This is a genomic window from Halomonas sp. 3A7M (assembly GCF_014897875.1).
Classification (GTDB): domain Bacteria; phylum Pseudomonadota; class Gammaproteobacteria; order Pseudomonadales; family Halomonadaceae; genus Vreelandella.
Genome location: NZ_JABUZD010000004.1, coordinates 1 through 22,279 on the forward strand (window position 1 = coordinate 1; position 22,279 = coordinate 22,279).

Annotated in this window: 26 protein-coding genes; 9 read left to right on the plus strand and 17 right to left on the minus strand. The window is 56.3% G+C overall.

What is annotated here, in order from left to right; genetic code table 11:
* On the plus strand, window positions 1-231 hold a 231-nt coding region (locus tag INT19_RS19300; protein WP_446719020.1), incomplete at its 5' end, for a hypothetical protein.
* Entirely contained in the window at window positions 206-622 is a 417-nt protein-coding gene (locus INT19_RS00030) for a hypothetical protein (RefSeq protein WP_193054203.1), read from the plus strand. The genes INT19_RS19300 and INT19_RS00030, both read left to right, overlap by 26 nt.
* A gap of 37 nt (window positions 623-659) precedes the next feature.
* Here the strand turns inward: INT19_RS00030 and INT19_RS00035 are convergent, their stop codons facing one another.
* Window positions 660-1,589 carry a hypothetical protein gene (locus INT19_RS00035; RefSeq protein ID WP_192539778.1) on the minus strand — a complete coding sequence of 310 codons (930 nt, stop codon included), beginning with the start codon at window positions 1,587-1,589 and terminating at the stop codon, window positions 660-662.
* 332 nt (window positions 1,590-1,921) lie between these two features.
* Here INT19_RS00035 and INT19_RS00040 point away from each other — a divergent pair, with 332 nt between their 5' ends.
* A complete protein-coding gene (locus INT19_RS00040; RefSeq protein WP_193059249.1) occupies window positions 1,922-2,164 on the plus strand; it encodes a hypothetical protein in 243 nt (80 codons plus the stop codon).
* A gap of 8 nt (window positions 2,165-2,172) precedes the next feature.
* On the opposite strand, the gene INT19_RS00045 is transcribed toward INT19_RS00040, so the two are convergent.
* From INT19_RS00045 to INT19_RS00070, 6 genes are all read right to left on the minus strand, one after another.
* On the minus strand, window positions 2,173-3,312 hold the full coding sequence (locus INT19_RS00045) for a tyrosine-type recombinase/integrase (protein ID WP_192539777.1): 1,140 nt from the start codon (window positions 3,310-3,312) through the stop codon (window positions 2,173-2,175).
* Window positions 3,313-4,064: 752 nt separating this feature from the next.
* Window positions 4,065-6,845, minus strand: a complete 2,781-nt coding sequence (locus INT19_RS00050) for a DNA topoisomerase 3 (protein ID WP_193059250.1) — start codon at window positions 6,843-6,845, stop codon at window positions 4,065-4,067.
* An 11-nt stretch (window positions 6,846-6,856) separates the two neighbouring features.
* On the minus strand, window positions 6,857-7,123 hold the full coding sequence (locus INT19_RS00055) for a hypothetical protein (protein ID WP_193059251.1): 267 nt from the start codon (window positions 7,121-7,123) through the stop codon (window positions 6,857-6,859).
* 288 nt (window positions 7,124-7,411) lie between these two features.
* Entirely contained in the window at window positions 7,412-7,588 is a 177-nt protein-coding gene (locus tag INT19_RS00060) for a hypothetical protein (RefSeq protein WP_193059252.1), read from the minus strand.
* A 43-nt stretch (window positions 7,589-7,631) separates the two neighbouring features.
* Window positions 7,632-8,797, minus strand: a protein-coding gene (locus INT19_RS00065; protein WP_193054623.1) for an IS3 family transposase whose coding sequence is annotated in 2 segments (ribosomal slippage) — window positions 7,632-8,539 and window positions 8,539-8,797 — 1,167 coding nt in all. Because the reading frame shifts where the segments join, the coding sequence is not laid out codon by codon here.
* A gap of 149 nt (window positions 8,798-8,946) precedes the next feature.
* On the minus strand, window positions 8,947-11,832 hold the full coding sequence (locus INT19_RS00070; RefSeq protein ID WP_140023314.1) for a Tn3 family transposase: 2,886 nt from the start codon (window positions 11,830-11,832) through the stop codon (window positions 8,947-8,949).
* A gap of 140 nt (window positions 11,833-11,972) precedes the next feature.
* Here INT19_RS00070 and INT19_RS00075 point away from each other — a divergent pair, with 140 nt between their 5' ends.
* A complete protein-coding gene (locus INT19_RS00075; RefSeq protein ID WP_024899850.1) occupies window positions 11,973-12,698 on the plus strand; it encodes a class I SAM-dependent methyltransferase in 726 nt (241 codons plus the stop codon).
* Window positions 12,692-13,306 (plus strand): recombinase family protein, encoded by a 615-nt coding sequence (locus tag INT19_RS00080; protein WP_024899851.1) that lies wholly within the window; start codon window positions 12,692-12,694, stop codon window positions 13,304-13,306. Before INT19_RS00075 ends, INT19_RS00080 begins: the two co-directional genes overlap by 7 nt.
* On the opposite strand, the gene INT19_RS00085 is transcribed toward INT19_RS00080, so the two are convergent.
* From INT19_RS00085 to INT19_RS00105, 5 genes are all read right to left on the minus strand, one after another.
* A complete protein-coding gene (locus INT19_RS00085) occupies window positions 13,298-14,170 on the minus strand; it encodes a hypothetical protein (RefSeq protein ID WP_226912214.1) in 873 nt (290 codons plus the stop codon). The two genes, INT19_RS00080 and INT19_RS00085, sit on opposite strands and share 9 nt — an antisense overlap.
* A gap of 12 nt (window positions 14,171-14,182) precedes the next feature.
* Complete coding sequence (locus INT19_RS00090; protein ID WP_193054617.1) at window positions 14,183-14,497, minus strand: conjugal transfer protein TrbD; 315 nt, start codon at window positions 14,495-14,497, stop codon at window positions 14,183-14,185.
* Window positions 14,497-14,985 carry a TrbC/VirB2 family protein gene (locus INT19_RS00095; RefSeq protein ID WP_193054618.1) on the minus strand — a complete coding sequence of 163 codons (489 nt, stop codon included), beginning with the start codon at window positions 14,983-14,985 and terminating at the stop codon, window positions 14,497-14,499. Before INT19_RS00095 ends, INT19_RS00090 begins: the two co-directional genes overlap by 1 nt.
* Before the next feature lie 11 nt (window positions 14,986-14,996).
* Entirely contained in the window at window positions 14,997-15,980 is a 984-nt protein-coding gene (gene trbB, locus INT19_RS00100) for a P-type conjugative transfer ATPase TrbB (protein WP_193054619.1), read from the minus strand.
* A gap of 179 nt (window positions 15,981-16,159) precedes the next feature.
* The gene (locus INT19_RS00105) at window positions 16,160-16,423 is read right to left on the minus strand and encodes a helix-turn-helix domain-containing protein (protein WP_193054620.1); all 264 of its coding nucleotides are present in this window, start codon (window positions 16,421-16,423) and stop codon (window positions 16,160-16,162) included.
* 271 nt (window positions 16,424-16,694) lie between these two features.
* On the opposite strand from INT19_RS00105, the gene parC reads away from it, so the two are divergent.
* The 4 genes from parC (at window position 16,695) to INT19_RS00125 (ending at window position 19,633) form a co-directional block, all read left to right on the plus strand.
* Window positions 16,695-17,009, plus strand: coding sequence for a ParC family partition-associated protein (parC, locus tag INT19_RS00110; RefSeq protein ID WP_193054621.1), 315 nt, complete (start codon window positions 16,695-16,697; stop codon window positions 17,007-17,009).
* Window positions 17,010-17,194: 185 nt separating this feature from the next.
* Window positions 17,195-18,619, plus strand: coding sequence for a helix-turn-helix domain-containing protein (locus INT19_RS00115; protein WP_193059253.1), 1,425 nt, complete (start codon window positions 17,195-17,197; stop codon window positions 18,617-18,619).
* A 212-nt stretch (window positions 18,620-18,831) separates the two neighbouring features.
* A complete protein-coding gene (locus INT19_RS00120; RefSeq protein ID WP_192539793.1) occupies window positions 18,832-19,134 on the plus strand; it encodes a hypothetical protein in 303 nt (100 codons plus the stop codon).
* Between the two features lie 187 nt (window positions 19,135-19,321).
* Window positions 19,322-19,633, plus strand: a complete 312-nt coding sequence (locus INT19_RS00125; protein WP_192539792.1) for a helix-turn-helix domain-containing transcriptional regulator — start codon at window positions 19,322-19,324, stop codon at window positions 19,631-19,633.
* A 71-nt stretch (window positions 19,634-19,704) separates the two neighbouring features.
* On the opposite strand, the gene INT19_RS00130 is transcribed toward INT19_RS00125, so the two are convergent.
* The 5 genes from INT19_RS00130 to INT19_RS00150 form a co-directional block, all read right to left on the minus strand.
* Entirely contained in the window at window positions 19,705-20,043 is a 339-nt protein-coding gene (locus INT19_RS00130; protein ID WP_020309013.1) for a hypothetical protein, read from the minus strand.
* Window positions 20,044-20,070: 27 nt separating this feature from the next.
* Window positions 20,071-20,568 (minus strand): hypothetical protein, encoded by a 498-nt coding sequence (locus INT19_RS00135; RefSeq protein WP_192539791.1) that lies wholly within the window; start codon window positions 20,566-20,568, stop codon window positions 20,071-20,073.
* Between the two features lie 2 nt (window positions 20,569-20,570).
* On the minus strand, window positions 20,571-20,945 hold the full coding sequence (locus INT19_RS00140; protein ID WP_192539790.1) for a hypothetical protein: 375 nt from the start codon (window positions 20,943-20,945) through the stop codon (window positions 20,571-20,573).
* A 45-nt stretch (window positions 20,946-20,990) separates the two neighbouring features.
* Window positions 20,991-21,446 carry a conjugal transfer protein TraM gene (locus INT19_RS00145; RefSeq protein WP_193059254.1) on the minus strand — a complete coding sequence of 152 codons (456 nt, stop codon included), beginning with the start codon at window positions 21,444-21,446 and terminating at the stop codon, window positions 20,991-20,993.
* A 10-nt stretch (window positions 21,447-21,456) separates the two neighbouring features.
* Window positions 21,457-22,279, minus strand: an 823-nt coding sequence (locus INT19_RS00150; RefSeq protein ID WP_319022167.1) for a nucleotide-binding protein, incomplete at its 5' end; no start/stop codon positions are given.

Consider the following 22,279-nt stretch of genomic DNA (forward strand, 5'->3'; position numbering starts at 1 on the left):
CGCCGCAAGGCGGCAGCGCAAGCTGAGGGAGGGGAGGATGTCAAGGCCCAGCTGGAACGAGACATCGGAGGACTTGCATCGCGGCGTGTGTATTACCGTGACAGCGACAGGCGCTTTGATGAGTTGATACATGAGCGCGGCCATTTCAAGGGTTTTCAGTGCTGCACACCCGACCAACAAGATTTCCTGGCGGCCATTGTCCATCATGGCCGAACCGATCAAGGAGGGTAACGTTTTGGAATCGAGAGGCAAGTTTGATGTGGCGTTTGTGCTGGCCGCCGGAATTGCATTGTCAGGGTGTGCGAGCCAGCAGGCGCTTGAACCTGAAAGCCATTCCTTCATGGGAATGCCGTCCGGCTCCAAAGAAGAAGTGGCTGACATGTTCAGAGTGCCGGATCACTGGCCGGATGGTGCGCCAACCAAGGCCATCCATCGAGGAAAGGAAACGGGTGTTTGGCAGCCTGTCGGCAGTACCGAGGGCAGCTGTATCGAATATCGGTTGATCCCCAACGACGAGCGCTACAAAGCACCGGAACAGCCTCATTACTGGGACGGTGCGATGTTCAGGCCGACCAAAGCAAACTGTATTCCTGTCCAGGATCAGTTGCACAGCAGACGCTAACACAAGAGGGAAGCGGCCTGCCGCTGTACAAAGAGACTCAGGCGGCTGACGTTGATCTTTCCGAAGAATAGCGATGCACACTGATGGACGGCAGAAACGGCTCAAAATCGACCCTGGCATCCTTTCGACGTTCGCGCTGATGATTGGCGGGCTCAGAAGGCGGTGTCCGCAGCGAAGGCAGAAGGCCGGTGCGAGGGTCTGGCGCAACAATAATCGGCAATGAAGAGTTGAAAGCCAGCGAACGAGGCGGCGGGACATCATCTATCTCAGCAAAATGCACGTTCGCACGCAGCTGTGGGCTTTGTTTATGCACCAGCGCCAGCGGCTCACCAGGCGGCAAGCTGGCCAGCTTTTTCAATTGAATCTCAATATGCGGCTTGTCAGCCCCGAGCTTGATCAGGCGCTTTTCTGCCTCCGCCATGCTGATTTTGACAATTGACCGGCCTGATGTCTGCCAGCCAATACCGATATGGCGGATCGGATGCTCAAGAACGTACACCGTTCGCACGGTCTTCTTCAGGCTTAGTCTGGCCAACCCAGCGGTATTCAAGTGCTGGCGCAAGTGCTGATACTGGATGCCTATTTCTTCCTTGAGTTGCGATTGCGATGTATAGACGGGTTTTGTCTGCTTTATCTCATCGGCAATGGCCTTGAACGCTTGCTTTTGCTCATTCAGCGTATCAAACCGCTGCCTCAGTTCAGGCGATGCCGCAATCACGCCTGAATGCTTGGAGGTGACAACGCCGGAGGTTCCGGCTTCGTGCCACATGTCCATCAAAACACGTCGTAGCCAATCGCTGTCTGCATGGGCCGCACTCATCGCCCAGGCGTGAGGCTTTTCCTTCTCATACTGCAAACAGATGTCATCGACCGTTTTTACCAATCGACCAAAGCATTCGCTCGCGTCGTGAATCAACCGGAAGCGTCGATGATCCTTATCCAGCGTCTCATGAATGTCGTTTGGCATAGCGCCTCTCCGCTGAAAGTTCGTTTACCTATATCAGTATAGCAAGTCGACCAAGATTTCCCAGCGCCAAAACTGCCTAGAAAACCGTGCTTGCGGGCCGATGGTGCCTACAGGTTGCTTGGTATCGTGAAACTGGGAGCAACCGTTACAGGCTTGAACCCACCCGATTCTTATATAGGGGACATTTCAGGATTCTTATATAGGGGACATTTCAGTTAATTCTGATGGCAGTGTTTTGACCGGACGCGGGCGCGAAGGCGAAACGATTACCGTCGAGCGTGAGGGCGTGAGCCTGGGCAGCGCAACGGTTGCCGCAGGCAATCAGCATCATTTTGAATGAACTCGTCACCAGCGGCGAGGTGTTAAACCTTGAGGCGTCAGGAGGTGCAACGGCAACCTATCTTGTGCCGCCTGGTATCAATGCGCCGGAGCCTCCGAGTAACATCCGCGTCGACAGTAGTGGGGAGTATGCACTGGGTCAAGGGACGCCAGGGGAGACAGTGGTTGGGGAAGACACTGCCGGTAATCAAATTGCTCCTGATAACGCCCAACTTTCTTACAAAATATTGTATTAAGGTGGGTGTCAGAACTTATAACCAAACCGACCTGACTGCAACCGAGCGGCTTTTTCCCGATGATCTTTGGTTTCGTCGAGAACATACCGCTCGGTTGTCACCACCGACGCATGACCCAACACTACCTGAATTTCCCGCATCGACATACCGGCTTCACGCAGGTCTGTTGCACAGGTGCGCCTTAGATCGTGGGGAGCCAGCTGCAAGTTATCCGGTAACATCTTGCGTAAGCGCTCCAGACGATTATTGACGCTGCACAGGCTTAACGGTGTTTTCAGATACTCTTTGGCCGGTGCTTTCTGTTTCACCCAAATAGGATTGAACAGATAGCCCGCGTCACGCCCACGGTACTGATCCAGATACTCATTGAGTCGCCAGGCCACACAATCCGGCAATGTCAGTGTGCGCTGCTTTTGGCCTTTACCCTCAACCGTGATCTCGTTTGTCGCAAAGTCGATGTCCTTGAGCTGGATACTGACCGTTTCCGCACGCCGCAAACCTACCGCCGCCATCATCGCAATCATCAGGCCATCTCGAAAATCACGCGCCGTCGGTTTCTCATCACATAAATCGAGCAAGGCTCGTATGGTCTGGGCGCTATGGGCGGTTCCCGCTCGTTTGGCGTGTGAATAGCGGGCGGATTTGACCTGCTTGATGCGATCCAGGGTGGCATGACTGATCTGATCGAGCATCCAGGCTTCTGTCGCAATGCCCCGTATGACAGAGCGCACGGCATTGCGTTTGGCTGGCGACATGCCCGCGTCACGATAGCTGGCCAGTATCTCGCTGACCACATCCGGCGTCAGCGTAGCCCAGTCCACATAGTCATAAGCAAAGGCTTGATTAGGGTGAAGCGCACGACCGTCACCATTGGGTGCTGCCAGTTTTGGCGGCTGGGGAGCCCCGAGTGCCTTGGTGGCAATTTCGTTAATGAGACTCCGCTTTGAAGATGCGCTCGCGGCGGATTCCTGGTTGCGCAAATGCCGGTGGGCAGGATTCAGACCACGGGGAAACGGCTGGCTCAGATCATGCCGCACCCGAACAGGCGGTGTTTCATAATCCATCAAGCCGGTTGAGGCTGATGCAGGTAACACACCGGCCAGCGCGTTTGACTGGCTCACACCCACGAGCGATTTGTCCTGGTGCATAGCGATTTTCTCCAAAATACAACGGATACCTTATACACGGTATCAGTAAAGGCCGTAATCATCATTGAGGCTCAAGTTTAAAACAGCGGTGGCTAATCTTGTCAGCACGCTGGAACCCCTTTGTTCATGCCATTCTATAACTATATTTAATGTCACTTAAAGGTAGTTATAAGATCAGCTCAGGTCAACCGGCCCCTGAAACCTGGCGACGATTTTGCTGTAGAGATTCGATTTAGAAAACGGGCTTAGGCAATGCGCATAAAAAAACGCCCGCTGGAGGGTGTGCGGGCGATGTGCTATGGGAGGCACCAGGATGCTGAAAAAGCACCAAAGGAATCGAGGATCAACCATGCAGCAAATCATCATCTGATTGCTGACAACCATGTTACCGGCGATTGGCGTTTGGCTATGTCACCGGAGGCTTGGAAAGCTAAACAGTTTTGCCTGTTTTACGCTCATTGCTTTTATGCCTCTTGATAAAGATATAAAAATCAATGCTTTATAAAAGTAGAAAAATCAGTCGCAAAGTCAAAAAAATAATATAATTTGTTTAATATCAACTATTTAAGGATGAAAAAAAGGTTATCACCGATCCCCATACGCGAATTCTGAGAAAGTTTGCGGTGAATGCCCCTTCAGGATGGCACGTTTGGACGTAAAGCTGCTCCCCAGGTATCTGGCTCAACACTGTGACGGGTAACACCTACCCGAGAAGCAGGTAATATCAAAACCGAGGCTCGATTGCGAAATGATTAAGAATAAAATCCGCGTGTTATAGGTTCTTCGGGATCGTCAGGATCATCAAGGCGCACACGATTGGCGTCAGCCGACGTGCCTTTCTGCCCTTTGCTTGCATCCGTTTTTCCTGATACCGATGGCTTGCTCGGCATCTCACCGCGTACCTTGAAGGCAGGCTTGGCCTGATCCTGGTCATCACGCATTCCCATCGAATCGCAGGCATCGCACGCCCAAAGCGGCTTCTTTTTCTTGGACAAGAGGCTCGCGGTTTTCTCGGCACCACAGACCGGACAGGCTGGCCCTGTTAAGGGACTTTTCGCCCATTCGCCGCGTTCCCTGAAAACGCGCCCTGGTGAGCCATCGGTGTCGGCATAACATATCGAATCGCATTGACGGCAGACCAATATAGGATGCTGATCTTTCTTCGTTTTTCCCTTGAAGGTGTGGTGCTCATGGCAGACAGGACAAAGCGGGCCGTCAGGTTGTCGCTCGACTTTTTCTCCCCGAATCACGAACGCTGACCCAGGCGCGCCGTCCTGATCACCGAATAGCGAGTCACAGGATGCTTGCCCCTGGTAGTCCTGACAGCGCCAGAAATAGTTGTCTTTGCCCTTCTGTTTGAAGCGCTGAAGTGGATTATGACACTCTGGGCATTGGGGCGCGTTGGCCAAAGCATTCTCGCGCTGGCGCTGTAGTTCGGCATCGTCATGCGATTTTAACGGCCCCTTGAAACAGGTCGTGGGTTGCCCGTTTTCCGTCCTGAAGTGACACCCACATTCGGGTTCCAGGCATACATAGAAAGTCAGCTGCTTTTTCTGCTTGGTCGTGGCTGTACGTTGGTATAGCGCGTTCCCACAATGTCGACATGAATACTCAGACGCCTTTTCCTTGGGGGCCAGTTCCCTGGCTTGCTTCAGCCATCGTGTTTGCGCGTCAGGCGCGAGCTGCGAGCGAATAAACGCGTCCATTTGCGCCAGAAAAGCGTCCATGGACAGGCTACCATCTTCCACATTGCGAAGCGCCGCCTCAAAGATACCGGCCATATCCGGTGTGCTCAGTTCAGGCGGCATCAAACGGTAGTGAAACAGCCCGCTGGGCGTCACGCGGATGGTTTTCTTTTCACGCTTTAAGTGTTTGTGTTGCTCGACCAGCTTTTTGACGATACCGGCTCGCGTTGCTTCGGTGCCAATGCCATCATTTTCGCGTAAATTCTTCTTTGTTTCAGGGTTTTTGACGAAACGGTGTATATTCGTCATCGCCGTAATCAAGGTGCTATCAGTGTACGGTTTTGGTGGCTTTGTGACCTTCTTTTCGCCAAGAATCGACGTGCCTTCGGCCACATCCCCTGTCTGCGTGGCGGGCAAAGATTGATCTTTGTCACCCTCGGCACCGGCATCGTCGTCGTCTTTTGTTTCCGTTACCCCCGCATACACCACTTCGCGCCAGCCCTGTTCGATCCAGACCTTGCCACGGGCAACAAAACGCTCCCCAGAGGCATCTGGTAATCCCACTTCGATCTGAGTCGCATCGTAGAGCGCGTCAGGCATGAACTGGGCGATATAACGCCGACAAACCATCTCGTAAATAGACCGCTCCTGCGCTGTCAGGTTGGCCACATCGGCGGCAGACACCTTTTCTGTCGGGATGATACCGTGGTGCGCTGTCACCTTCTTGTCGTTAAAAGCGCGGGACATGATACCTGGATCGGCTTTCTGGGTCGCCTCCGTCAACGTGTCCAGGTTAGCGCCAATCGCTTCCAGTGTCGCACTGGCGGCACCATGCTGATCGTTCGGAAGATAGCCCGTGTCGGTGCGGGGGTACGTCAACAACCGATCCTTTTCATAGAGTTTTTGCGCGATGTCCAATACTGCTTGCATATCCAAGCCAAGTTGCTGGTTGGCGGCCTTCTGCAAGTCGCTTAATGAGTACGGCAGCGGCGCACGCTGTTTTTTGCGCTCGGTTTGCGAGGCCAAAATGGAAACGGCTCCTGGCACCTGGCTTTCCAGTTGCGCCAATACATCAGGGTCAACCAGCCGACCGGCCTCGTCCAACCCTGGCTGTCCGTCTCGGGGGTGCCACTTGGCTATAAACGCCCCGTTACCATGACGAACAGCCAGCTCTACATCGTAGTAGTTGTGCGGGGTAAAATGCTGGATGTCGAGATCACGCTGGGCCACCAGTCCTAATACGGCACTTTGCACACGCCCGACAGATAGTGTGGCCTTAACACCCGCCTGATCCGCCAACTTGCTGTACAGGCGGCTACAGTTCATACCCAGCAGCCAGTCCGCCCTGGAGCGTGTAGTGGCTCGGCGTGTCAGATGGGCAAAGTTCGCGTTGGGCTTGAGGTTCTGAAAGGCTTTGCGAATGGGTGACGGGTTCAAATCCGCGATCAGCACACGGCTCACCGGCCCCTGCCAGCCCAGGTACTCGATCACCTCATCAACCAACATGTTCCCTTCGGCGTCCAAATCTCCGGCATTACAGACTTCGCCTGCCCCCTGCATCCCCTTCTTGATCTGCGCCAGCATCTTCTTTTTGCCTGCATCGTTGGGCGATTTCAGCTTCCAGGGATCAGGATGAATCGGCAGGTCGTCTATCGACCAGCGTTTATAGCGCTCGTCATAGTCTTGAGGATCGTACTGCTCAAGGATATGACCCGCACATGCCACGATTCGGTTTTCATCGACCTCGAAAATACCGTCCGCATTCCGCGTGGGGCGTCCAGACGACAAGGCTTCTGCTATAGCTCTGGCGACGTTGGGTTTTTCAGCAATGACCAGGCGTATTGACATGGATTGGCCTCTTAATACTGTGTGGGGATTGGACGGGTTGGCGTCGCATGGCAGTGCTGATTTCCTGACAGCGGCGCAGCATCCATCGCTGCCAACACAGCCTGGATCGTCAGGTGCTCGGCTTCCAGCGCCGCGCACTCTTGAACTCGCCTTTCGTTGTCGCGTCTATAGCGTGAAATGTGATGGCGGTGGCGCTGGATGGTGCTTTCTAGCGCCTCGATGGAGGCAGACAGGGGTGAGTAGGGATAAGGACGGTATCGAAACGGCGCATCCGGCATAAAAAGGCTCCTGAGACTGGTTATCGGATACGCTACAACACTTAGGCGTCAGTCAACGGCTGCGGAGGTAGGAAAAATCGGGGTAAAGGTTTCATCTATTTGTTGATTAATGAGATAGAGTCAGAGTCAATGCTTTCCAAAAAGTGAAAAACCCCAAGCCGGTATGGCAAGGGGTTTCACTTGTGCTTGTCGCTGTTTGCAATGATTCGGTGAGCAATGAAAATCCCGTAAAGCCCAATGCTGCAAAACAGCAAAGTGAATAGGGATATTGTCACATAGAGCGCCATGTTAGGACTCCTTGTTGGCAACCTCATCTGCATGACGGGCAGCGGCATCGAGAACGATAGCCACTACCCAGATTAACGCACCTGCACCTAGTAGCAAAAGGGTCAGAAAAAAGGCGGTCAAACCGCTTCCTGACAGCAATACACTACCTGCGCCAGTACCCAGCACGCCAAGTCCCATCTTTCGAAGGTCTTTGGAGACTTCCAAGAGAGTAGTGTAGTGGTCAACTAATTCCGGACAGTTTGTTAAGTCTTTTTTCAGCTAGCTCCGGTGGCAGGCCGGCGTTGTAGCTGTGCGGACGCTGCCTGTTGTAGTAGCTCATCAGATAGCGGCCTATGTCTCTCGTTGCTTCATACAGGTCGCGGTAACCCTGCTTAGGCATCCATTCGCTTTTAAAGCTGCGGAACACCCGCTCCATTGGGGCGTTATCCCAACAGTTCCCTCGGCGGCTCATGCTCTGAACCATTCGTTTGCGCCATAGCTGCTGCTGATAAGCCAGGCTGCTGTACTGGCAACCTTGGTCGGAGTGGAACATCACGCCTTTGGGCTGGCCTCGCAGGTTATAAGCCATGTTCAGTGCTTTGATTGTCAGCGCGCTATCAGGCGACTGCGATGTGGCCCAACCGATTACCCGTCGGGCATACAAGTCAATGACGACCGCCAAGTAAGCCCACTGCTTACCCACCCACACATAGGTGATATCACCGCACCAGACCTGGTTGGGAGTCTGAACGTTAAACTCACGCTGCAGATGGTTTTCAACCATCGGATGTGCAGCGCCCGCCGCTTTGTAGTTATGGCGGCCTGGCTGTTTGCTGGCCAGCCCGGCCTCTTCCATGAGTCGAGAGACTTTATAACGGCCCACCATCAGGCCCATTAGTGCCAATTGAAAAACAACCGTTCGGCTGCCCGCCGATTGGTTGCTGGCATTGAACAGTGCTGCCACCGTTGCGCGCAGGTGAATCCTTTCAACATCGATTAGATCTTTTCTTTGTTCCTGTTCGTAATACGTGGAAGCAGGTAAGCCGAACAGGCTGCAAAGCGCACGAACCGGCAAACGGTGTTTGAACGAACCAATCAGCGCTTGAGCTTGAACTCGTCCGTCATCAAGAGCGCGGTAGCCTTTTTTAGGATGTCTTTCTCCAGCTCAAGACGATCAACGCGCTTCTGAAGCTCTTGGATCTGCCTTTGCTCCGGCGTTAGCGCTTTGCGTCCCTCGGAGATGATTCCCAGCTTTTCCTTCTTGTACTGGTCAATCCAGCGACGCATCGCTGTGGGCCCAATATCCAATGCATCACAGGCTTCTGTAACGGAATAGCCTTTGTTTAGTACCAAGTTCACGGCTTCAAGCTTGAACTCCGGGGTAAACGCTCGACGTTGATTCAAAATAGACACCTCATTCATGGCGCTACTATAGCGCCTCTATGGAGTGTCCGGATTCATTAAGCCACTACAAACCAGTGTTCTGGCGACATCGAGTTCATATCCACGGCTCGCGGCATACTGGGGTCGTTTGCAGGAGGGGGCGGAATCCTACGCTAAGACTTTGGCCAGCGATATTCTCCGGTGAGATTGATGTGCTCCCATCCGAGAGGTGAGACGTGAGCCAGAACATCGGGCGATATCAGTTTTCCATCGCGTTTCTGGTTAGCGACGACTTCACCCAGCTTCATGGTGTTCCAGAAGATGATAATTGCCGCGAGCAGGTTCATGCCAGCGATTCGGTAGTGCTGGCCTTCGGCGGAACGATCGCGGATTTCGCCCCGGCGATGGAAGCTGATGGCCCGCTTCAGCGCGTGATGTGCCTCGCCCTTGTTGAGCCCTATCTGGGCGCGGCGTTGCAGATCGGCATCCAGAATCCAGTCGATCATGAACAGGGTGCGTTCGATGCGGCCGACCTCGCGCAAGGCCGTGGCCAGTTCGTTCTGCCGCGGATAGGAAGCGAGCTTACGCAAGATTTGGCTGGGCGCGATGCTTCCAGCGGCAATCGTAGCGGCGATGCGCAAGATATCAGGCCAATTCCGCTCGATTATGGCCTGATTGATCTTTCCGCCAATCAAGGTCTTCAAATGCGTCGGCGCGGACGAAGGATTGAATGCATATAGCCGCTTGGACGGAAGATCGCGAATCCGCGGGGCGAAGCGGTAGCCGAGAATGGCACATGCGGCAAATACGTGATCGGTAAAGCCACCCGTGTCGGTGAAATGCTCGCGGATATTGCGACCGGCATCGTTCATAAGCAGACCATCGAGGATGTATGGAGCTTCGCTCGCCGTTGCAGGAATCACCTGGGTTGCGAACGGCGCATACTGATCCGAGACATGACTGTAGGCTTTCAGGCCCGGGGTATTGCCATATTTAGCGTTGACCATATTCATGGCCTCACCTTGCTCTGTGGTGACAAAGAACTGACCATCGCTCGAAGCCGACGTACCCATGCCCCAAAACCGGGCCATGGGTAACGCCGCTTGCGCTTCGACAACCTTGGCCAGCGCCCGGTCGTAGGCTTCGCCTTCGACATACCATCGCCCTATGCGGATCAACTCCCAGAAAGTGTGGGTGTTCGTCGCGTCGGCCATCTTGCGCAGGCCGAGATTGACCCCCTCCGCAAGGATGACGTTCATCAGCCCGATCCGGTCAGCGCAAGGCGCTCCGGTGCGCAGATGCGTGAACGCTTCCGTGAAGCCAGTCGCTGCATCCGCTTCCAACAAGAGATCGGTGATGCGCGTGGGCGGGATCTGCTTGTAGAGATCAAGCACTAGATCTTCGGCGCCTGTCGGCGCGGCGGCTTCGAGCTTCTCAATATGCAGGACGCCGTTTTCGAGCGACCCGCCGGGAATCGTGCCCGAGCGTGCCGCACGGCCAAGCTCGCGCAACCGCATGTCGAGGCGAGCGTGCCGGTCTGCCAGCCATTCCTCCGGCCGCAATGGTACGGCGAGACGGCCGCTTTCCGCCACGGCTTGCGCCGGAACAAGTGCGTGTTTCAGATCGCCATAGCGCCGGGACTTGGCAAGCCAAACGTCCCCGGAGCGGAACGCATCGCGCAAATGGAACAGCACCGCGATCTCCCAGAGGCGACTATCACCAGCCGTCTGGGCACGAAGATGGCGATGCCATTTGGAGCTCGGTCGCAGGAAGCAGGTCAGCGCGGGATCGTTCAAACTAGTACGCAGGGCCGTCACCGCTTCTAGAAGCGGCAGCGCGACTGGCGCAGCCCGCAAATCGAGCAAGCGCAACATGCGAGGAGCGTACCGGCGGAAACGGTGATAGCCGTCGAGCACATGATTGAGCGGATCGGCAGTCATGGTGGCGGTTAGCCTGGCAGCCATCGCGACAAGAGTTTTAAATCCATCCCACCCTGATCCGCTCGCGATAACGTCGTTCAGCGACTGGCCGTCATCTCGTGCATCGACCAGGGCCCCTCCAATTGCAGCGAAGGATTTCAGGGTGTCGCGCACCGCGTTCGCCTCGTCAGCGACCTTCGCTTGGCAAATGCGCTCCGACGCCCGGTAGAGACGGCCGACGATCCGGTCGTGGGTTTCGACCACGGCATCAGCAAGCATCGCCTGCCATTCAGACGCGCACACCGCCAGAATCGCAAGCCGCCTGTCTTCCGGGAGATCACGCATGCCGTCGGCGTAATACCGTTCGCCCTGCCTGCGCAAACGCGTCACCCGATGAGCAGGAACACCAGCAAGCATATCCTCGGGAAGATCGACACGTTGCAGATACTCGAGCCGGTCGAGCAGCCGGTTGGCCGACGACGAGTTCGAGCCGAGCTCGAACTGACGCAGCCATACGAAACGGGTCACCCGATCGTCAGCCGTCTCCTCTAGCAATGCCAGTAACTGTTCCCGGATAGGCATGGACAACCGATCGGCAATCCGCGCCTCGATTTGCCGCTCGGCATCGACCAGAGCCGTGGCGCAGAGGCGCTCGATCGTGGATGTCGCGGGAAGAACCGTGCGGGTGCGACGGCATTCAGCCACAAAGCGACGGGCAATATCCTCGTTCGACACCGCTATCTCGGCTTCCCGGAACAGCCAGTCCTTCAATTCGCGCGCACCACGTCCAGAGAATGTGCGGAATCCGTAGAGCGCCCGCAACTCCGCCAGATGCTCATGTCGCGTCTCCTCACGGGCGGCATAGTCAACCAGATCCTCGGCATGCAAGCCGAGTTGTGCGCCGATAAATTCGACGACCTCTGCTGGAATCAGTTCGCCGGGTGCCAGCACCCGACCGGGATAGCGCAGGACGCATAATTGCAGGGCGAAGCCGAACCTGTTGTGTGGACGGCGGCGAAGCTTGATGTGGCCGAGGTCTTCATCACTCAACGTATAATGCTTGAGTAAATCCACCTGCGAGATTGGCAGACGCAGCAGCGCGTCCCTTTGCCGATCAGTGAGAGTGACGCGACGCGGCATCCATGTTCCTTTATCAAAATTCGAGGATGTTCAAGACGCTTTGTTTATGAAGCTGGTTGAGATACATTTCCAGCGATCAAATCATTTGTGGCAAACGCACCGCCTCAAACCACCGTTTGTGTAACAGGGAATAACAGGCAATGAACCAACGTGACCCGGATGAGAACGGTTGGCTTAGCTCTTCTCAAGCGTGGATCGACAGAATGCCAGATGCCGGCGATTTCGCGCGCGAGTTCATCCTCGACAAGCCGATGCTGGAACGAGCCGAATTGTCGGGCGCGGCAAAAATGTTGGATATCGGCTGCGGCGAAGGACGGTTTTGCCGTATGGCAAAGGAGATCGGTATCGATGCTGTCGGAATTGATCCAATCGAACCGTTTATTGAAAGAGCACGAAACCGTGATCCAGCTGGTAAATATCTCAACGCTTTTGCCGAGAAATTGCCTTTCTATGATGAAGAGTTCGACCTCGCAGTATTCTACCTGAGCCTTATCGACATTGACGACATACACACGGCGGTTCGAGAAGCCACTCGCATTCTCAAGCCCGGCGGAAGAATTCTGATCGCAAACCTGACAAGTTTCTGCACTTCCAATGGCACAATTGGGTGGATCAAAGGCGAAGACGGTCGTGCGTACCATCCTCTTGGAAACTATTTTGGTGAACGGGCAGAGTGGTTCGAATGGGATGGCTTGCGAGTGCGAAACTGGCATCGCCCCTTGAGCACTTACATGTCTGCATTGCTTGATGAAGGCTTGAAACTGACGTTCTTCGATGAACCGAGACCATCTAGGGGTCCACAAGACAGGGTGCAAAGGTATCTCACGACGCCATTCACCATGGTCATGGAATGGCGGAAATGTTAATCGGCTATGGACGCATTTCCAAAGCTGATGGGTCTCAGTCGCTCGACCTGCAACGCGATGCCTTGAGCGCTGCCGGCGTCGAACAAAACAAGATCTATGAGGATCGCGCTTCCGGCAGCCGTGAGGATCGCCCTGGTCTGACCGCCTGCCTCAAAGCATTGCGTGACGGCGATGTGCTGGTTGTCTGGAAGCTTGACCGTCTCGGGCGGTCTCTTGCCCATCTGGTCAACACGGTGAAGGATCTGTCTGATCGCAATATCGGTTTGCGGGTGCTGACCGGAAAGGGCGCTCAGATCGACACCACAACAGCATCCGGCCGCATGGTCTTCGGCATTTTCGCAACCTTGGCCGAGTTCGAGCGTGACCTGATCCGCGAGCGCACCATGGCCGGTCTCGCTGCTGCAAGAGCGCGCGGTCGCAAAGGGGGCCGAAAATTTGCCCTCACCAAAGCACAGGTCCGTCTCGCACAGGCCGCCATGGCGCAGCGCGACACTTCCGTTTCCGATCTTTGCAAGGAACTTGGGATCGAGCGCGTCACTCTCTATCGCTATGTCGGCCCGAATGGCGAACTAAGGGACTACGGTAAGCGCGTTCTCGGCTTAACGTAGGATTTCGCCCCCTCCCGCAAACGCCCCCAAGATAAACCGCGACGACCAGCGATAGGACAGCGGCAGACTGTCGAGCATGTCGAGAATGCCGGGGTACGAGTTTCCGGGGAAACCTTCGATAGCCACACACGACACAAACTTGTCGCCGACCTTGGGCGTGTCGCCCGGCCACAGCGTGGGATAGCCAAGCCACGCATCCAGATACATCGGGCAGTCAGGAATACGCAGCGCGATAGGTTCGTCTGTCAGCGTGTAATGCAGGTAGTTCACCAGTTCATCACTCTGATAGGCGTCTTCGCCCTCGCCCACTGTAATCGTCGCCATACGGCGCATATGCAGCAGATCGCCGACACCATCGTGCAGGTCATCGAGCTTTTTCTTGAAGTCCAGTAGCAGGCGGTCGGCCGGGTCGCTGTCGTCTACGCCATCATCGTCGTAGACCATTTCGGCCAATTTCGAGTCGCGGCGACTTGGCGGGAGGTAGGTCAGAATCAGCGCATATTCACTCTCGAATAGCGATTGATCCTTGACGAAAGTTGACCGCCGTTCGGCGTCAATCAGAGCCGTGATCGGCTCAGGGAAATGAGATTCATCCGGGGCCGGATAGCCCGGCGATGCCAGCCGGGACGCATCAGTCCAAACCGACCAACCAGAGCCGAAGCGCGCCAGATATTGATTGACCAAGGCGGTCAGGTAGTTGCGTTCTGACGTGGTGGCGGATGCTGCATCATCACCACGAAAGAAGAAACCAGCCATCAGCGAGCCGTCCTTGCCCAGCACTACGCCTTCATCAATCAGCGCGGCGTAGTTGAGCAGGTCGGGCAAGCCAGCGGCTTTGCTACGGAAGGGTGCTAACGCAAGCATGTCCGCTCCTTATCAGTAGATACGTGGCGACTTGGCCACACGATGGGGCCGTGAGAACGGCCCGTAATAGTTCCCGTACTTGAGCTGGCGAACGTAGACCTTGCTCATGTTCGGGTCAGCCTTCGCCATCTTGCGAAGGCCGTAGACGCAAACCAACCAGATGCACGTTCCGAGGATCGTGGCGGGCCAGTTCATGGCCGACACGATCAGGCCGCCCGCAACAAGCATGGAGAACAGCATTAGCTCGCGCTCGCCACCCCATACCTGTTGCGGCCGGTGCAGTGCCCGGTGGAAAGGCGTCAATCTACGCGCTTCCTCGACTTGCATTAGCGACCCCCTGCACCCGGCAGTGCGGCGGCCTGCGCTTTCGATGCGCTGGCCAGATCGTCAGCGGTGATTGCTGCGTCAGCCGGGATTACTGCGCCCGAGAACATGGTGCCGGTAAGCAGGTTTTTGGCGAAAACGATGATGCAGACAACGAGGATCACGTAGATGATGCGGCGGGTAAACTCGGAGATTTCACCGCCCCAAATCAGGGTCGCGCCGCACGCGATGATGCCGAGCAGTGCAATACCGAAGGCCACGGGGCCGCTGATCGACTGGACGAGCTTGGCAATCGGGCCTTCCCACGGCAGACCCGAGCCGCCGCCCTCGGTGGCGTTTGCCGCGTGCGCGGGTTCGGCACCAAAGAGAAGGGCCACGCACAGAGCGGCCATCAGCCAGAAGTAAGGGCTTGTCAGTACGGCCCGAGCCTTCGATGCGAAGGTTGGAGCCGACGACGCCACAGGCGAAGCGAACAGGGCATTTGTAGTCATGTGATGATTTCCTATATCGGTTGGGTGATGTAGTTGGTGCCGTCGTGTCCGCTAACGGTTACGACTTCCTTGATGCGCCGACCCGTGGCCGTCTTTTCAATCGCAATGATTAAATCGACGGCCTCAGCGATCAGTGCTTGCATCGGCGCTGCCGTGGCTTCCGCCACAAGCTGTTCCATACGGATCAGGCCAGCATTCGCCGAGTTTGCGTGAACAGTGGCCGCCCCGCCGGGGTGGCCAGTGTTCCATGCCTTGAGCAACGCAAGCGCCGAGCCGTCGCGGGCCTCGCCGACCAGAATCCGGTCAGGGCGCAGGCGCATGGTTGCTTTCAGAAGGCGGGTCATATCGACGTGATCGACAGCCCGCAATGGGACTACGTTCGGGGAGCTACATTGCAGCTCGCGCGTGTCCTCGATGATGACAATACGGTGCTCAGGGGTGACGGCATCAATCTCGAAGATGATGGCGTTAGTGAGCGTGGTTTTGCCGGTTCCTGTACCACCCACAACAAGGATGTTGCGGCGTTCACGAACGGCTTTCTTGATCGCGGCGCACTGCGCCTCGGTCATGATCCCCGAACTGACGTAGTTGGGCAGGGTGAATACGATGCTCGCCTTCTTACGAATGGTGAAGGTCGGGCCGGTGACGACTGGCGGTATCAGCGCCTCGAAGCGTGAACCGTCAAGCGGCAACTCGCACTCAAGAATCGGGTTTGCCGCCGTGATGTTGGTACGCAGCGACGACGCCACGGTGCCCATCAGCGACTCGGCCTGCGACTTGGCCATCGTCCCGATTCGCTCCATTGGTGCCCCGAGCCATTCGCACCAAAGCGAACCGTCCGGGTTGAGCATGATTTCAATTACTTTTGAGTCTTCCAGCAGCTCACAGACCTGCGGCCCGAGTTCACGACGCAGCTTTTCAACAATGCGGCGGTCGTGCTCGGCCCTTTGGTTGGCGAGATTAGAAGTTCTCGGGTCGGGAGATTTTTCGTCCATTCCTTTCGTCCTTACCGGTTGTCACGATAGCGTAAGGCCGATCAGACCTCACACCGCAATGATAGTCTAAACACTATCACTCGAACAAGGCCGAATGTATCCAAAAGCAAAAAGACCCCACGGGTTTGTGGGGTCTAGTTGGCAGAACCGGACGAAAGGTGTTGAAGCGCGGGAGGGTGCTACGAGGGTACTAAAAGCTGCCACAGGGGCATATCGACGCAGTGTGCAAGTTTGGCCATGTTGTCGATGGTGATAGCCATTTTCCCTGTCTCGATTTCGCTTACCCATGACTGCGCAAATCCCGTCTTATCCCTGACGTCTCGTTGACTTAGCTTCGCAGCGATACGGGCCTTCCTGAAGTTTTTGGCAAAAATCAGGCGTTCCGGCGCTACTGGTTTATCGTCGGTTTCTTGTTCTATATCGGTGTCGCGTCGTCTAGGCATTCGGCTCGGCACCTCCCCTTTCTATGGTGAATTAAGCGGGCTGTAGTGACCTAAACGGCACACAACACGCGCATGAAATTGCCGTATGTTAGCAAAAAGGTTGCCCGAATCGGAGCCTTTTTGTCTATGGCCTACCTCAAGGAATGCACCAAAAAGGGAGTATTACTATAGTGGCACAGGTGCCAGCACCACGCTTTTGACGAATGCGCTATTATGCAATAATGACTTTCGCAAAATCCAACCATGCTGGACAGTCTCAAGGGGGTGAGGCATGATTACGTTTGATTCTGATGCTGTCATCGACCCGGTATCGTTCAAGGAAGTGCTGGCCGCCGGTGGCGTTCACGCGGCTACCATCGGCAAGGCCGACAAAGGGCTAGTCGTGGTACTGCGGATCGCTAAGAAAGACCGCATTCTTGGGCAGTACCGTGGTGGCCCGCGCTACTTTTCATCGCTGGACGGTGCCGGGTCGGTACTTGTGCAGCATGGCATTTTACAGTGGGAAACCGACGCTCAGGGCTGGGTGCCTCGCACCTTGGCAAGAGCAAAACGTGACAACGGCCGATTGGCATCGGCGGTTAGTTGACCAGAAATGCCAAAGCCCCGTTTGGCGACGGGGCTTTGGCGAATAGCAGAGCGACTTACAGAACCGTTTGGCGACGGGAACCGGAACAGACGCCCTTGGTGGGGTAAATTCAGGTTCATTCTAGTAGTTCGCTTTGCCTTTGACAAGAGGCGCGCCCGTGTGGTGCCCCCGAAAGGCAGGAGCTTATGGCAAGTTCACAACTTGCGCTGTTCAGTTCTCAGGACGAGGCGGACTTGTACCACGACAGCAACAGGAGCGGGGTTTTCTCGCTTCTGGTTGACGTTCGCGGCGACAAGCGCCAGTCCTCCCACCGTTTGACGGACATGGCCACCGTGCTTAGTTTGGTGGACAAGACCCGCGACACTTGGATGTCACAGGCCGAGTTCATCCGGCCCAACCGGCGCGTCGTGAACCTCTCGCGGCTGGGCTTGCTGTTCACCGACCTTGATACCTACCGCGTGCCCGCGCTGGCCGGTCGCTCACCTGACCAACTGGCCGCGTCCGTCCTGTACTTCTGCGCCGAGGAAGGCGTACCGCCACCGTCAGTGCTGATCTACAGCGGCCGGGGAATACAAGCCAAGTGGTTGTTAGAGGGCACGATTCCACGTCAAGCCCTGCCCCGCTGGAATGCCTGCCAACGCTACCTTGTTGATCGCCTCGCGCACGTCGGGGCCGATCCGATGGCCAAGGACGCCAGCCGCGTGCTGCGCACCGTCGAGACAGTCAACAGCAAGAGCGGCGAAGTCTGCCGAGTGGTTCACGTTCAAAACGGCCACGATGGCCAGCCTATCCGCTACAACTTCGAGTATCTGGCCGAGTCCCTGCTACCGACAGCCCGATGGACTATCGAGCAGCAACGGCAGGAGCAACAGAAACAGGCCCAGCAGCGCGCAACGAGAAAGCCTTTCCTTTTGGTGCCCGGCGGCAAAGCCGACCATCTGCGCGGATTCTCCGGCCGACAGCTTGCGTGGGATCGCCTCGAAGACCTGCGCAAGCTGGCCGAGCTGCGCGGCGGCGTCGGCGAAGGCAGCAGGATGCAACACCTATTTTGGCGGTTGAACTTCCTGCTTTTGTCCGGTGCGACCAACAGCAAGCAGATGTACCACGAAGGGGCCGCGCTGGCCCGCGAACTTGATCCGCAATGGAATAGCCGCTCGAAAGAGCTTATGACGCTGTTCAGCAAGGCCAAAGCCTACGAAGCAGGGGAGAAAGTCAGCTTTGGCGGCAAGGACTACTCGCCGCTGTACACGCCGAAGAACGACACCCTGATTAACCTGTTCAGGATCACCGCAGACGAACAGAAGCAGCTAAAGACCATCGTCAGCCAGGCCGAGGCCGCAGAACGCCACAGGAAGCGCGAGGAAGACCGTAGACGCGCTGCCGGGGCGGTAGACCGTCAAACGTACCTTGAGGCCGCCAACGCCAAGCAGGCGCAGGCACAGGCCCTCAGCCGTGAAGGATTGAGCGTACGGGCCATCGCAAAGCAAATGGGTGTCTCAGCTATGACGGTATCGAGGTACTTAAAAGCCCCTCAAATCGAGTGTAACAACTCCGTGCGTATTACTAATGGCGAAGCCCCCGTGCTTTTGACGGCGGCCCGTTCGCGGTGATACAGGCCCTTGGGTGGGGGTGTAACAAGTCCGTGCGTATTACTAATGGCGAAGCCCCCGTGCTTTTGATCGGCGCAGCCGGGAGTAGCCCCGTGATGAAATATCACGAGTAGCCCGCAAGGCCGTTAGGCCGCGCAGCCCCAGCAGGGGGCGAAGGCTTTGGCCACTGATGACAGGTAACGTCGGTGCAGTTCGATAGGGAGTGGTAAGCGATGCGCTCAAGGCGATTTGATGATGCCCGGATCAACCACTTGCGGATTGTGCCGGTGCTCGCCGTGCTCGATGCGTTGGGCTTGTACTGGAAGCGTGACGCCACGTTTCAGCCGGTTAAGGACAAAAACACAGTGCGCGTGCATGTCTCGCTTGGGGGGGCCGTGGTCGAGCTGCTGGCCACAGGGGCGAAGTGGTACGACGTGCAGGCCGACCGTGGCGGTGGCGGGGCGATTGATTTGGCCATGCACTTGCTGCGCCTCGATTTCGTCAACGCGGTGAAACGCTTGCACGCGATACCGTAACCCTAGATCGCGTACCGTCGCGCAGAATCGCATTTAATCGCGTAGAGTCGCACTGCATAGGGTGCTGCTACGTGAAATCTGGCACCAACTGCTGCTTTGCGGCGGCGACAAGCGCAAGCAGAACAGCGACATTGACCGCGCCTGCGCGTACTGGCGCGACTGGCAGGAACGAACAGGAGATTGAACGATGAAAGACAGATCACACGACGCGGCGATGGCCGAGGTTTTCCGCAGCGATCCGGCCTACGCGGTCGAGCTGCTGAACAGCATCCTTGAAGACGGCGAGCAAGCCGAACTGTTGATTGCCCTGCGCCAGATGGCCGAGGCGTTCGGCGGCGTGCGCAGCGTGGCCAAGTCGGCCGAGCTGAACCCGTCGCAGCTCTACCGCACGCTGTCGGAGAAGGGCAACCCCGAGGTGCGCAGCCTGACCGCGATCCTGCGCGTCATGGGCCTGCGTCTGGCCATCCAGCCCATCCAACCGGCGGCCGCGACCCACTGACCACCCTTCCCTTTTGGTGCCCAACAAAAAGCCCGCTATCGAGCGGGCTTGTTTGTTTCTGGCCGGTTGTATTACTTGGCGTCTCGCGTAGCCCTGAACATCAGCTTGAACATCGAGCAGGCCGGTGGCACCAGTAGCGACAGAACCCCGATCACGAACAGAACTTGCGGGGTGGCAAATCCGGCGATGTGAGAGTGCGCGATGACTTCAATCAGGCTTTCAAACGGCACGTTCGGATCAGACGGCGCAACCATCGACAGGTTGATGCCCAGCCACAGGCCGAAGATGCCGGGGAACAGCCAGAACCCGAAGTAGTCGGCAATGTCCGAGGCGATCTTGAACAGCGCGAACACGATCAGGGCCGGAACCATCATCAAGAACAGCAGGATTTCAAACAGTGCAGCCAACATAAGCGATCCCTCTAAGTAGTTGTTGCGTCAAAGAAAAAATGATCCAAACAACACGCCGAGCACGAATGGCAGGATGCCGGACGATCCTCGACGGGGTTCCCGAGCTTCGAGAACCTTCCGGCGCAGCTCGCGGCGGCGATCCTTGAGGGCCTGCCGTTCTGCTGCGATCCGGGCCGCTTCGTGGGCCTCGCGCTGCTCTGTCAGGTACTGCTGCCACCCTACAGTAGCTATTCGAGCTGCGACATTACCAAGCCCGCTCACGACGGTGGCAGCGATCAGCCAAACACTGAACCCCATAATCCACCATATGATGCTTTGCATGAAATTTGTCATCGACAGCAGCCCTGTCGCGTCGGCAGGCGTGACGCTGCCCTGCGGCTGCGTGGTGTTCGCTAACCACTCAAATACAGGTATCGTCACGTTGCCAATGTCACCCATTGCAAAGCGGATCGCTTGCCACGCGACTACCAGTCCGCCGACCGACGAAAACACGTTGATGGCTTTGCCACATGCTTTCCGGTTCATTTTTACCTCTCATTTCTCCAGTACGTCACGCCGTCGTCGCACAGGTAGCCAGTCTGATCGGGCGACCGATCCCCTGCGATGAACGCCACGCTGCCGCGTGTAGTGATGCCGACGCCGCCGTTGCTATGACCTTCGCTTTTGCCCACTACCTTGCAGTTGTGCGCAGCCTTGAATGCCTCCCATTCGTCCGGCTTGGGCGTGTAGTTGTCCCACATGGCCGAAGCCATCAGCGCGATAGCCAACACTGCCGGGGTAATAGGAAGCACGCCATTGCGGAGTGCGCCCCACGTGATCCAGCCAGCGCAGACGGCCAATGCCAGAACGAAGGGGATCACCACCCACGGGCTGTACTGCGCCGGGTTGATTCCGCCATCCATACCTATTCCCTCAATGTCGAGGCACCGGGCCGAAGCCCGGCCGCCTCATTTCAGTAACACCACCACCAGAGCGGCTACGGCGACCAGTGCGGCCACCCCGGACAATACGGCAGCCACCACCGCGCTTGTCTTCGCCACCTGCGCATCGCGGCCGTTGGCCACCGCCTCACGGCTGGCGGCCTGCACCTCTGCGACCTGACGGCGCAGGTCTTTACCTACGTCCTTGACCACCTCGGCAACCGACTGGCGCAACTGGTCGCTGACGTAGTTGGCCGAGTCGGTGATGATCTTCCCGGCCGTTTCCTTCGACTGCTCGACCTGCTGTTGCAGCGTCACGGTCAACGTGCGGTTGGCTTCATCGTACTGATCGGAAATCAGATCGAGGTAGCGGGCCAGCACTAGCTCGTTGACCGTGACCGTGACAAGAATGGGGTCATCCTTGCCAAGCAGTACGTTGTGGCGTATGACGACCTCTTTTCGTATGTCGTCAAAGTCGATCATCACGACCCCCTTAGATGATCGTGTCGAGCTGCTGGAAGATCGAAGACTTGACTTTATTCAAGCGCGACTTGGACATAAGGCCGAAGTCAGGTGATTGCTGAATTTCGTCAAATGTCAACTTACTGTCGAGCATAAGTTTCACGTCTTCGCCGTAAGTGCTGCCAGTCTGGCGAGCAATGCGGACAATGCCATGCACGCGGTCTTTGTTGGCTTGATAAACTTTCATTTCCTCGAAAGTTTTGCCATCGGCTTCAATGTCGCCAAAGAACTCATTCAGCCAAACAACCAAGCGCGCATCGCCCGGCATTTGTTCGCACAGCGAAGCAAAGCCGCCCAAAGTATCGCGCAGCGCCTGCCCACCAGTAATAACGGTGTGGATATAAACCTGCTTGCCATTTTCGGCGATCAGGTTAATTGCATCGTTTTCTGCCAGATAGTAAGACAGCGGGATAAACGAAGCCGCGCCGTTATCGACCACGAAATCAGAATCTTGTTCTACGATTTGTTCAATCAGTCGGTCGAAATTACGTTCTACCAGCGAGCCGTCGCGCATCAGTTCAAGGCGTTGAGTATCCAGAGCCTTATAACCGGCAAGAGTGGCATTTACCGGGTCGGTATCATATACAACCAACGGGCGAGTTTTGCCCTTGATATATTGTGCGATAACGGACGCGATCAGCGATTTACCGACGCCGCCTTTACCTTGCAGAATGTAATGAACTTGGCGGATAAGTTCGTTCATGGTTGAAGGGGTAGTGTTATTAGCCATATTTTGTTCACTCCTGTTAATTGACATCCTCCCCTCCCTCAGCTTGCGCTGCCGCCTTGCGGCG